At 40.7% G+C, this 12,213-nt stretch carries 15 protein-coding genes; 1 reads left to right on the forward strand and 14 read right to left on the reverse strand.

Annotated elements, in window-relative coordinates:
- The 14 genes from QZR70_RS06810 to QZR70_RS06875 form a co-directional block, all read right to left on the reverse strand.
- Positions 1 to 428 (reverse strand): hypothetical protein (locus QZR70_RS06810; protein WP_295794034.1); only part of this gene is annotated, 428 nt, incomplete at its 3' end.
- Between the two features lie 12 nt (positions 429 to 440).
- The gene (murI, locus tag QZR70_RS06815; RefSeq protein WP_295794037.1) at positions 441 to 1,244 is read right to left on the reverse strand and encodes a glutamate racemase; all 804 of its coding nucleotides are present in this window, start codon (positions 1,242 to 1,244) and stop codon (positions 441 to 443) included.
- Positions 1,237 to 1,656 (reverse strand): thioesterase family protein, encoded by a 420-nt coding sequence (locus QZR70_RS06820; protein ID WP_295794039.1) that lies wholly within the window; start codon positions 1,654 to 1,656, stop codon positions 1,237 to 1,239. The genes murI and QZR70_RS06820 overlap by 8 nt, the downstream gene beginning before the upstream one ends.
- Positions 1,657 to 1,774: 118 nt before the next feature.
- The gene (locus tag QZR70_RS06825; RefSeq protein WP_060924113.1) at positions 1,775 to 2,119 is read right to left on the reverse strand and encodes a YkvA family protein; all 345 of its coding nucleotides are present in this window, start codon (positions 2,117 to 2,119) and stop codon (positions 1,775 to 1,777) included.
- A gap of 19 nt (positions 2,120 to 2,138) precedes the next feature.
- A complete protein-coding gene (locus tag QZR70_RS06830) occupies positions 2,139 to 2,990 on the reverse strand; it encodes a hypothetical protein (RefSeq protein WP_156719658.1) in 852 nt (283 codons plus the stop codon).
- 137 nt (positions 2,991 to 3,127) lie between these two features.
- Positions 3,128 to 3,895: an SDR family NAD(P)-dependent oxidoreductase gene (locus QZR70_RS06835; protein WP_295794041.1), complete on the reverse strand. Its 768-nt coding sequence runs from the start codon at positions 3,893 to 3,895 to the stop codon at positions 3,128 to 3,130.
- A gap of 11 nt (positions 3,896 to 3,906) precedes the next feature.
- The gene (locus QZR70_RS06840; RefSeq protein WP_295794043.1) at positions 3,907 to 4,701 is read right to left on the reverse strand and encodes a TSUP family transporter; all 795 of its coding nucleotides are present in this window, start codon (positions 4,699 to 4,701) and stop codon (positions 3,907 to 3,909) included.
- 65 nt (positions 4,702 to 4,766) lie between these two features.
- A complete protein-coding gene (locus tag QZR70_RS06845; protein ID WP_005387967.1) occupies positions 4,767 to 5,063 on the reverse strand; it encodes a YerC/YecD family TrpR-related protein in 297 nt (98 codons plus the stop codon).
- A gap of 9 nt (positions 5,064 to 5,072) precedes the next feature.
- Complete coding sequence (locus tag QZR70_RS06850; RefSeq protein ID WP_005387966.1) at positions 5,073 to 5,726, reverse strand: methionine ABC transporter permease; 654 nt, start codon at positions 5,724 to 5,726, stop codon at positions 5,073 to 5,075.
- Positions 5,707 to 6,753: a methionine ABC transporter ATP-binding protein gene (locus tag QZR70_RS06855; protein WP_005387964.1), complete on the reverse strand. Its 1,047-nt coding sequence runs from the start codon at positions 6,751 to 6,753 to the stop codon at positions 5,707 to 5,709. Before QZR70_RS06855 ends, QZR70_RS06850 begins: the two co-directional genes overlap by 20 nt.
- A gap of 55 nt (positions 6,754 to 6,808) precedes the next feature.
- On the reverse strand, positions 6,809 to 7,666 hold the full coding sequence (locus QZR70_RS06860) for an aminotransferase class IV (RefSeq protein WP_119208437.1): 858 nt from the start codon (positions 7,664 to 7,666) through the stop codon (positions 6,809 to 6,811).
- A gap of 174 nt (positions 7,667 to 7,840) precedes the next feature.
- On the reverse strand, positions 7,841 to 8,962 hold the full coding sequence (locus QZR70_RS06865) for an acyltransferase (RefSeq protein WP_295794047.1): 1,122 nt from the start codon (positions 8,960 to 8,962) through the stop codon (positions 7,841 to 7,843).
- Between the two features lie 10 nt (positions 8,963 to 8,972).
- Entirely contained in the window at positions 8,973 to 10,787 is a 1,815-nt protein-coding gene (locus QZR70_RS06870; RefSeq protein ID WP_295794050.1) for a DUF4127 family protein, read from the reverse strand.
- Between the two features lie 128 nt (positions 10,788 to 10,915).
- A complete protein-coding gene (locus tag QZR70_RS06875; RefSeq protein WP_227721513.1) occupies positions 10,916 to 11,563 on the reverse strand; it encodes a trimeric intracellular cation channel family protein in 648 nt (215 codons plus the stop codon).
- Positions 11,564 to 11,646: 83 nt separating this feature from the next.
- Between QZR70_RS06875 and tadA the strand changes: the two genes are divergently transcribed.
- Positions 11,647 to 12,189 carry a tRNA adenosine(34) deaminase TadA gene (gene tadA, locus QZR70_RS06880; protein WP_295794051.1) on the forward strand — a complete coding sequence of 181 codons (543 nt, stop codon included), beginning with the start codon at positions 11,647 to 11,649 and terminating at the stop codon, positions 12,187 to 12,189.
- Positions 12,190 to 12,213: the final 24 nt, after the last annotated feature.

Genomic DNA, 12,213 nt, shown 5'->3' on the forward strand with positions numbered 1-12,213 from the left:
GGGAAGCCCTTAATATCTTCACGAATATTGCCATTTTTACCTGTCAACGTAACAAATACACGGATAGTACCGCCTTTACGAGGTTTGATGATAACTGCTTCAAAATAACCATCATGACGAGGACGGTTAATATCCATAGCCCATGCATTGACTTTCACAGCATCAAAATGTTCCTCTGGTAACAATGGACGTGGGAATAAATCCATAATTGTACCAAGTTGACGGCCTTTGTTCACGAATGGAATGTCGCAGAACAAGGTAATGGATTCAAAATTACGATCAGATACTTGGAAGTTTGTTGCCCGTTTTGGTAACAAGATAACCTTTTCATTACCTTGTTTCAATACGAACAAACGGAATAATAAATACAAAGCGGCAATAGCTACAATAATACCTATTACTACACTTAGGATGTTATAAAACCACATAGGGCATCTCCTTTACAATGTAATATGTTCAATGGTCCGACGATTTGTATCGAGGAAAGAGGCGCTCAATGCATCACCAAGCTCTACATCCTTTGTAAAATACAATGTTACAGTGCCTGCAGATTCTTGAGGATTAAACAAATCCTTACTCTCTAATCTACGACGAACTAATTCACTCGTTTCAAAAGCAGGGTCGATAAATTGAATGCGCCCTGACGTTAGTTCCTCTAGCAAAGGTTGTACAAATGGGAAATGAGTACAGCCCAAAACTACGACCTCAATTTCTCGGGACAATAAAGGCTCTAGATATTCAGTACATACATCGCGTACAAAATAGTCATCTAAATGACCTTGCTCAATGAGGCCTGCCAATTCAGGACATGGTTGCTCCCATACGAGCACTTCATGATCAACTTCAAGGGCTACATGTTTATGAATATGACTATTCACAGTTGCTGCCGTCGCCATGATACCAATTGTCTTGCTTTTGCTTTGACTAATCGCTGTTTTTACGCCTTGTGATACTCCAATAACGGGTACAGACACGCGTTCACGTACCGCATCAAGAGCTACAACAGTAAACGTATTACAAGCAATAACCATCAATTTTACAGGCTGTTTTTCAAGAGCCTCTGCAATATGACAAGCTAAATATGTAATTTCATCATCACTGCGATTTCCTACAGGATTATTCGCATTGTCGCCAATATAGATGAAGTCTTCGTTAGGAAATTGTTCTTGTAAGACCTTTAAAACAGATAGCCCGCCTACACCGGAGTCAAATACACCGATAGGCAATTGTTGTACTTTACTCATTAGGCATCTCCTCAACAGCTGCTAACATAGGCTGATAAAAAGTGTCGTCTAATCGCACAATTTTACCTGTTGATTTTGACATAAATGCATTCTTAGTCTCTCCCGTAGCTAGGAGAGCACCATCACTGGCACGGCGCATACGATATCGAAATACCATTTGAGCACGTGTCATCTTAACCAAATAAGTTTCGATATGAAGCTCATCATCGAAATTTGCTGGTTCTTTATAATTGCAGGATACATTCATAATAGGAAATACAATATCCTCATTCATCATATCCCACAGGGTTACACCGATGTTACGAAGGAATTCAATGCGCGCCAGCTCAAACCATCTAAAATGGTTACTATGGTGCGCAATACCCATCATATCGGTTTCGTAAAAGCGTACATTTACTGAAGCAATATGCATACATTTTTCCTTCTCTTTTCATAGAATACAATCTTCATTGTATATCTATTACTTTAGCGTGTCAAATAAATAAAGGCAGTTCAATCGCAACGGATCAAACTGCCTTAATGGTTAAAAGCTAGTTACTGCCACCAAATGGGAAGTATTTTTTTGCCTCTTCTTGATGACGAGTTTTAATGTAACGATTGGCAACCTTGAAGGCAAGACCAAGCACGGCTACATCATCTATCCAACCTAATACAGGAATTGTATCCGGTACAATATCAATAGGTAATACGAGATACCCTAAGGCACCAGCAATGACTGCTTTTACATATTTTGGAGTGTCCTTGTCACGCATACAAAGGAACAAGGTCACTGCTCGTTGTACAAAGGCAAGCTTCTTACCATATCGTCCTAAAAAAGCGGCGAATTTAGATTCGTTAAAATACTTACCATATGTAATAATTTTTAATGGATTCATCTTCATAATCCTTTAGCGCCTATTTGCGCAAACCACCAATTTTATCTTTTGCTGTATTAACAGTGTTTGTAGCAACATCTTTTGCTGTTTCAACAGCATCATTAGCTTTAGTTTTTGCAGTTTCTACTGCAGCTTGTGCAGAAGCTTTAGCTACTTCTACGCCACCTTTAGCTAATTCTTTAGCTACATCAATATTTTCTTTAGCAACATCAATTTTCTCTTTTGCCGCATCGGTTACTTTCGCCACAACTTCTGCTGCATTGTCATGAAGTTGATATTTTGTTTCTGTATTCCATTTATCGATAGCAGGTGTTACTTTTTCTTCGTAAACTTGTTTCAAAGTTTCTTTAGCAAGACCTGTTTCATTAGCAATACCAGCCCAAACGTCGCGTTGACCTTGTGTGAAAGGAATGCTAGCGCTTGCATCACGGATGATGTCACCTGCTATAGCTTTACCGCTTTCAAGGAATTCAGCAACCATTGGTTTATAACGTTCGATATCAGAAGGCATACCATCTTGGATCCAAATGTGAGCAATTTTACCGATAGCATATGTTAAACCAACTGCTACAGGAACGCGAACTGCTTTTAGAGGAACAAGAAGAGAAATAGCCGCTGTACCTACAGCTGTGCTAAGACCACCAACTAGCCCCACTACGGCACCAGATTGTAATTCTACTTCGTAAAGATGTGCAATGCGAGTTACCATATACGTTGCATTGGCGCACAAAGCAACACTGCTGAATTTAGGGGATAATGCCAATGCCGCTGCACGACCTGCACCCCAGAAAATAAATTGTTCAACTTGATAGTCACGGTCTTGAGAACCATCCATAAGTGGCTCAAGTGTTACGCCATTATATTCTGCCATAAGTATTCTCCTTTGTTGTGAACCAACTATAGGTCATATTATTAGTATTATTATACCATTCTATTGCTAGAAGTGAAATGAATTTTTCTAATTATCTATAGATTTAAAAAATAAAATAACTTCCAATATTTTCTATCTTACCAACTAGTGAGACCACCATCGATAGTCCATGCTGCCCCCGTTACAAAGGAAGCTTTATTGCTCAATAAAAATACAATAACCTCTCCAATTTCATGAGGTTGACCAATGCGTCCCAAGGGATAATGTTGGCCCATTTCAGCCTTAGCAGCCTCTGCATCTTGCTGAGCATTTGCAATTTGTTTATCTACTAAAGAGGTATCCACATCACCAGGACAAACACAGTTAACGCGCACATTATGTGGTGCCATTTCAAGGGATAGTGATTTCGTAAAACTCACTACCGCACCTTTTGAAGCGCCGTATACAGAGCAAGCCACATTGCCTTGTAAGCCTGCATCACTAGCTACCGTTACGATACTGCCCTTTGTAGCGCGCAAATAGGGCAATGCCGCTTGGCACAAGAAAACCGTACCTTTCACATTGGTGCCAAACATTTCATCAAAGGCTGCTTCTGTTACATCTGCCAGAAGCTCTTCTTCATAATAGCCTGCTGCTGTTACGAGAGCAGATACACCACCAAATAGTTTGACTGTTTCTTTTACAATACGCTGACAATCTTCAATCTTCGATACATCACCTTGAACGTACTGCACCCTTGAAGAATAGCGACGCAATTTCATCTTAGCCTTTTGTCCTGACTTTTCATCACGACCATTGATGACAACGCACCAACCTTCTTTAAGAAGCAATTTTGCCGTAGCAAATCCGATTCCCGATGTGCCACCACTAATCAATGCCACTTGTACATCACTTTTATGAGGCATACCTTGCCCTCCTACAATGTCGAAACGTAGTCATACACTAATTTCAACAACATCACTGTCGTTACCGACAAGAACACAACACGTACTAATGAGGAGCCCTTAGCAATGGCTAAATGAGATCCTAAATAAGCACCTATAATTTGACCGGCCCCTGTAGCAAGGCCGTATTTAATATTAACGTGCCCTAAATATAAGAACACAAGTAAGGATGCTAAATTACTAGTAAAATTCAATATTTTTGCATTCGCAGATGCATGCAAAAAGTCAAATCCAGTAAAAATAAAGCCCATAATCAAAAACGTACCTGTACCAGGTCCAATAAAGCCATCATAGATACCGATACCAAGAGCAAAAGCCATACAAATATATAATGCCTTTCCCGCCACCTGAGACGTACGATTTACCTCGCCCCAGTCCTTTTTAAATACCACAAATAGCGTGACACACACGAGTAGGACGATAATAATAGGCTTTACATATAAAGGTGGCAACGATACAACTGCTAAGGTACCAAGCATGGATCCTATAAATGTAAAAGGTAGTAATTTACGAACTAGAGAAAAATCAACCATGTGATTTCTTAAGAATGTAATTGACGCACTGCCAGCTCCAAATATACTAGACAGCTTATTACTGCCTAAGGCCATACTCGGCGGAAGGTTGGTTAATAGCATAGCGGGAACAGAGATTAGGCCCCCACCACCCACAATGGAGTCTACAAAGCCGGCAAAAGCACCTGCTACAGCGAGCAAAACGAGAATTAGGATATCAAATGGTAAACCTGTTACCTCAATAAGCCACTCCATATAAACCTCCTGTAGATAGCACATCAACGGTCGCCAAAAGGCCACCGTTGTCATGCTAGTTTATTTTATTTTGCACCTAGACGATCTAAAGCTAATGTGTATCCATCAGCACCATAGACTAAGCATCGTTTGACACGACTAATAGTAGCCGTGCTCGCACCTGTTTCTTCTACAATTTTTTCGTAGCTATCACCGGCACGTAGCATTTTTGCTACTTGTAAGCGTTGAGACAAAGCTTTCAATTCATTAATCGTACAGATATCTTCAAAGAATGCATAGCACTCCTCAGTATTTTCAAGCGTTAATATAGCGGTGAATAGCTCATCGTTTTGTTCACTTCTCAACTTCTCATTGATACTCATAGGATCCTCCTACTTCTTATTCATCGCTTTAGACCAAGCATCGCCAATCATTTGGACTAATTGTACCAAAATAACCAAGATGATAATGGTAGCAATCATAATATCAGCTTGGAAACGTTGGTAACCATAGCGGATAGCAATATCACCAAGGCCACCGCCACCAATAGCACCCGCCATTGCAGAGTAACTGATGAGGTTAACGATAAGAACCGTTACGTTATCGATAATCGTAGGCAATGCTTCAGGTAATAATACTTTCCAAATGATTTGGAGTGGACTTGCACCCATGGATTGGGCCGCTTCAATTACGCCAAAGTTAATATCTTTAATAGATGTTTCTACAAGACGTGCTAAGAATGGAATTGCAGCGATTGTTAAAGGCACACAAGCTGCAGTGGTACCAATAGATGTACCTGCCACCATACGAGTGAATGGAATGATAGCTACCATCAAAATGATAAATGGTACGGAACGCGTTGCATTGACGATAGCACCTAGCACCTTATTAAGCGCTACATTTTCTAAGATATGACCCTTAGAGGTTACTACCAAAATAACACCGAGAGGAATACCAAGTAACATAGCCATGACCGTAGAAATAATGGTCATTTGCAATGTATCAAGGGTACCAGTTATGAGAAGATTAATGATTTGCTCTGACATAACCGATCACCTCGCTTTCAATTGGTAATGTTTTGATGTAGTCTAAGCCCTCTTGCGCATTTTCTGGGTCACCATTCAAGATAACGATAAGGCGACCAACGCATGTATTTTGGATATAGTCGATGCCACCAAAGAGGATACTTACATCGAGGTTAAAGCGTCGTACGAGACCTGCCACTACAGGTTCATCTGTAGATTGGCCTGTGAATTTAAGACGTACTAATGGAGCTGTACCTGCAATCCATTGATCATGTAATTCCAAATGTTCTAACGCTTCTGGCGGTAAGTTATCACTCACAACAGAGCTGATGAATTCTTTTGTGGTATTTTCACGAGGATGTGTAAATACTTCAACAGTGCTACCTTCCTCGAGGATTACACCGCCTTCGATAACCGCTACACGATCACAAATTTCACGGATTACGTGCATTTCATGAGTGATGAGAACGATAGTAAGGCCCATTTTTTCGTTGATATCTTTCAACAATTTCAAAATGGATTCTGTTGTTTGCGGATCCAGAGCAGATGTAGCTTCATCACAAAGAAGAACCTTTGGATTAGAAGCTAAGGCACGAGCGATACCAACACGTTGTTTTTGACCACCAGACAATTGAGATGGATAGTTATTCATACGCTCAGTAAGGCCTACGATATCAAGGATTGGCGTAATGCGTTCCTTGATTTCGGATTTGCTCAAACCTTGTAATTCCAACGGAAATGCCACATTGTCATACACTGTACGAGAGGACAAAAGGTTAAAATGTTGGAAAATCATACCAATATCTTTGCGTGCTTTACGTAAATCGGATTTGCTAAGTGTTGTTAAATCTGTACCATTGACGATAACAGAGCCAGATGTAGGAGCTTCGAGCATGTTGATGCATCGAATTAATGTGGATTTACCGGCCCCAGATTGACCGATAATGCCAAAGATTTCACCTTCTTTAACATCAAGGCTAATATCTTTTAATGCTTCCACACGAGTAGCGCCTTCATAGACTTTACTAATGTGTTGTAATTGAATCAAAATAATGTCCTTTCTTAAGGTAAAAGTTTACCATGTAATGAAAGTAGATTACCTATTAAGGCAAACCTTCTTCCATCAATTTTTCTAGTGCTTCGCGTAGACGAAGTGTAATAGCACCTGGTTTACCACCGGATACTGGATTTCTGTCTAGCTTAGTAATTGGGATGACACCACCAATTGTATCGGTAAAGAATAATTCGTCCGCATCATCTACAAAGGCGCGGTCAAATTCTTTTTCGATGAGAGTAATACCTAGAGATGGTGCTACGCGAGTCAAAATCATTTGGCGCGTAATACCTTTTAAGATATGATTATCTGCTGGATGCGTATACAAGATACCATCTTTGACAGCAAACACATTGGATGTTGCACCTTCTGTACAAATGCCATCGCGGAATAACATAGCTGTATAAGCAAATTTCTTTTCCGCTTTAGTTTGAGCCAAAATATTTGGAATCAAGTTAGTAGTCTTAACATCTACATGGTCCCAACGCTCATCAGGTAATGCAATCGCTTTTACACCTTCACCCAATTTATTAACTGCATCCATATCCAAATTACGGATAGACATAAGCATTTGTGGTTCTAGTTTGGAACGATCGTATGCATGATGGCGTGGCGCTACACCACGAGAGATTTGCAAATAAATATAGCCCTCTTTGATTTCACTTTGCTCGATTAAAATTTCGTGCAATTCTGTTAAATCATCTGGGGTCATTTTTACTGGAATATCCATTTCACGCATAGAGCGATACAAGCGATCTTGATGGTAAGACAATGCGAAGCAACGGCCTTTTACGACACGTACCACTTCGTATACAGAGTCACCAAACAAATAACCACGGTCATCAATACTGATAACTTTGGCACCTGGTTCAACAAACTCGCCATTAAAATATGTTAATTCTTGCATAGGAGCACCTCTTTTTCTATATCGTTACTCTATCAAGTAGTAATCACCATGGACTTATTATATCACAATTACTTTCAAATTTTCACACTTTACTTTGTGAAAGATATAACTTAGATATACAAAAATCCGCTAGGATGCCATAGCTAAAAACTATATCCTAGCGGATGTATATTATTAATGTCCCAATATAAATTTACGTAATGGTTTAGGTACATGGTTTAATGTCACGGCAGTCAAATAGGACAGGCCTAGCGCCATCACATACATAGCTAGCACATTAACTACGGTATATAAAAGATTATATTTAGCCATCACGCCAGAGATGATCAACAACCAGAATGGATGTGCTAAATAAATACCGTAGGACTTATCCCCTATTTCTGACCAAGTAGATTCCATAGTCGCATTCATTGGTAAGGTTTGGAATAAGAACAGACTAAATAGTGTTCCCAGTCCAGTATAGAGAACACCCATTGGGCTCATTTGATGAACTGTATAAATTGCTTCAAGCACTGTATAATGCCATACGTCCATGACATAGTAGTAGGATCCAAGCATCAATAAAATAGAGCCTACCGCACTAACACCTAATAAGTAACGATAGCGCCACATGTATTCGCATACCGTTTCATATCGTTCAGCACATACAGCCCCCAACAAGAATATCCACACATAATGGATAACCCAATAATTAAGTCTCATATCAAAAAGATATTTCAACACAGGGTTATTACTAAGATGTTCTGTTACCCAACGGCCGAGCATGTAAGACGAAACATAATCGATGCCAACTTGGATGATAAATAATAGAACCATCCAAAATACAGGGCGTTTTAAGATGACTTTCACCATAGCTCGCCATAGAGGCATCATCACGTAGAACCATAAGAGGATAACCATAAAGTATAAATGATACATAGACGTACCAAACAATAGATTTACAGCCAATGGTCCAGGATGTAAATTACCTAGATTATGCGCCGTTAGTCCCGTGTAGAGCAAATAAAATACGGACCACGTAATATATGGAAATAGCACCACCTGAATACGGCGGTGCATAAATTCCTTATATGAGAATGGTCCCTCTACAGATGTATGGTAGAACAATCCAAATGCAGAGAGGAAGAAAAATGCTGGTACTCCAAAGCGCGATAGAATTTCTAAGACACTAATGAGTTCTAAATTTACAAAAGGATTTTGTAATGCGTAAGAACCTACATGAATGCCGATAACACCGAGCATACAGAGGCCACGCATATATGTAATTTCCGGTAAAAATGCTTTTTTCATGTCCATTCCCTATTCATTATTGACCAGGTACAACTGCAGGTGTTGGCACAAGGCGTGGACCTTGAGATGTTGTAGCCGGTTGTTTAACTACTGGAATTACAGATGATATAGTTTGAGCAGCTGTTTTCTTCGCTGGTTGAGCAGGTTGTGCTGGCGCAGCTTGACCATTCGCTTTAGCTGCTTCCTCAGCCTTAGCCTTAGCTTCTGCCTCAGCTTTAGCTTTCGCTTCTGCTTCACGTTTCAAGCGCAATTCTTTTTCAAGAGGTACCACTGGTTTATCGTAGATCGTAATATCTGTTTCGAATAGGCGACCCCAAGGGAATGTAGCTTTTACTGTACGAGGATCGATTTTGAGATATTTTTCAGCGAAGTCTTGAATTCGTTCGCCTAAGTAGCTTTCAAGACGTTCATTTAACTCGCCAGAATAACGTACATTATCTGTGCGAATAGAGTCTTGCATACGGTAAATATCTTTGCGGATATTTGCTTGGTACGCCCAGTTATCCAAATATTGTTGAGTCAACATTTTGCGGTGACCTTCTGGGCTCATAGTTTTGAGCAATACCCCTTGCGCAATGGCGTAGCCTACCGTATTACTTGCGGTATTCCAACCATTGTACGCACCGATTTTGTATAACATATCGCGTTTGTACATAGCAGATACTAATGTATTGTCCGCACCATTGTTATAAGCAATATCAGCAACGCTTACGTTTACACCAGAATCAACAGCTTGTTGAATTCGATCTACGAAAGCATTTGTAGAATTAGAAATCATCGGGAAGTTCTCGAAGCTTTCAGATTCACCAGTGCTTGTAGTAAGTGGTGTATTCACTGCTAACAACACAGTTGGTTTGCCTTGTGTCACCATTGTGCCACCTACGGCCTCAACGTGTTGAGCAATTGTTTTATCGATGGTTTGGTCTTCGTAACCTGGCAATGTTTTGCCGCCACCACCGAGTGGATAAATTACGGAGAATGTAGGTTTTTCTGTACTTTCATCTGTACGAGAACGAGCCATCAACAAGAGCCCAAGTTGGTCGGCACCAGGGAAGCTACCATATTTCTCAGCAGGAATATCCTTAGAGTATTTACTTAAGTAACGACCTTCTAATGCAGATTGGGACAATTGAGATGTATCATCATGGCCCAATGCAAAGTAATCGAATACACCGCTACGAGTTTCGTCGATCAACTCTTTGTTGATTTTCATATTTTTTTGACGGCGGTCAAACCAGTCTTGTAGATATTCTACAGGAACAGAGGCTTGAAGACTCATCAATTTTTGAGTTTCCTCTTGTGTTAAGGAACCAGAGTCTAATTTATCTTGCAATGCGGCAATTTGGAAGATAGTAGGACCATATTCCGCATAGTAAGCTGGTTCAGTGCCGCCACCACTGGCACGTGGAGAACGCATTACAGTACCGAAGCCATAAATACGTACTTTTTTGTTGCGAGCTTTTAAGGACTCAATGCGTTTTAAACGGCTTTCCAATGTGGAAAGTGGAATGTTGTGTTTACGAGAGTCTACAAGACCACCATAAATAAGCGTATCTGTACTCAATACCATCACATCAGCACGGCCTGCATTTTGTTCAACCCAAGCCATGATTTGATCCGCTTGACCTTGGTAATTCTTACCAGAAATCAAATTTTGAGGTGGTGTCAATATAGTCATACCTGCTTCACGAGCTGTATCTACAGTATATTGTAAGCTTACAGGGCGATCATCTTGAGGTACGTACAACACGGTTTCCGCATCAATATTAATAGATGTACCAGTAGCGATAGCTGCAGCCATAAGTGCTACTTTCAACCATTTATTCGTCATAAATCAAATCTCCTTCTGTGTAGCGAGTACTCCCGACTCGCGAAATGAACTGTTTTATAATACTCTCTTTTTCTGACACTTTTATGAAATGTTCATATGCTCAATAGTATAATTATATCATTTGACTATTATTTCGCAACTGGCTTGGTTTTCCCTACCTTAGGCAGACTCCAATTGTACTTGATGGCTAACAAACGGATAACGAGTACCACTGTGAAAGCACCATATACGGCCATACTGTCCCAACTAGATGTAACCATAAGATAATAAACGATGCCGCCAATAATACTAGGCAAGGCATATACATCCTCTTTCAAAACAGATGGGATGCGTTGCGCCAACATATCGCGGATAATACCGCCACCAACAGCAGTGATTGTACCGAGCAACACAATAAAGATAGGCAACTCTGGATAGAGTTTAAAACCTGCAGAAGCACCTGTAACGGTAAATGATGCTAAGCCTAATGCATCGGCTAGCAAATAACTAGCTCGACTACGAGGACCCATCGCATGCTTGCGGTATCGGCTATTATAAATCAAGAACACAATAACTGTTACAGCTAAGACAACCGTTACGTACACCACATTTCGCAGTGAGTTTGGCGGAAAATAACCGAGCAATACATCCCGTACAATACCGCCACCGATAGCCGTAGCCAACGCCAAGACGGCCATACCAAATATATCCATCTTCCGAGCTACCCCAACAAGCGCACCGGATACAGCAAAGGCAATGGTGCCAATCATATCAAACATATACCATATAATATCCATAATTCCCCCATATAATCTATTCGCATAACTGCGCACACTGTGATAGACTTTATGTAAGATATTATACATGAAGAGGTATGCCAATGACAAAAGACATTACTGTAGACATTGAAAATATGGATGAACGCTCTCGCGACGAGTATTTTATGGCCATCGCTATGGAAGAAGCGCGCAAGGCTTATACTCTTGGGGAAATTCCTATCGGTGCCATTCTTGTAAAAGACAATATCATCGTTTCACGCCATCACAATCGTCGTGAACTCGATCATGATGCAACGGCTCATGCAGAGGTTCTCGTAATCCGCGAAGCATGCGATGTCCTAAAGCGCTGGCGGTTGACTGGTTGTACCCTGTATGTTACGATAGAGCCGTGTCCGATGTGCGCTGGAGCCATTATCAACAGTCGTATTGATCGCGTTGTATATGGTGCAAGTGATTACAAAGGAGGCGCCGTAGAATCGCTATTCAATGTGCTCTCTCATCCAGGTTTAAATCATGAGCCTGAACTGGCATCTGGTGTGCTTGGTGATGAATGTAGCCAAATTATGAAAGACTTCTTTAAAGAGCGCCGTAAAGCACGGAGGAGTACCCAAGAGGCTGAAGGGTCCGCACTCGAAATGCGGTAGGTCGGGCAACCGGCGCGAGGGTTC

Origin of the sequence: uncultured Veillonella sp. (assembly GCF_900545205.1) — a bacterium.
In the GTDB taxonomy this organism is placed as follows: Bacteria; Bacillota; Negativicutes; order Veillonellales; family Veillonellaceae; genus Veillonella.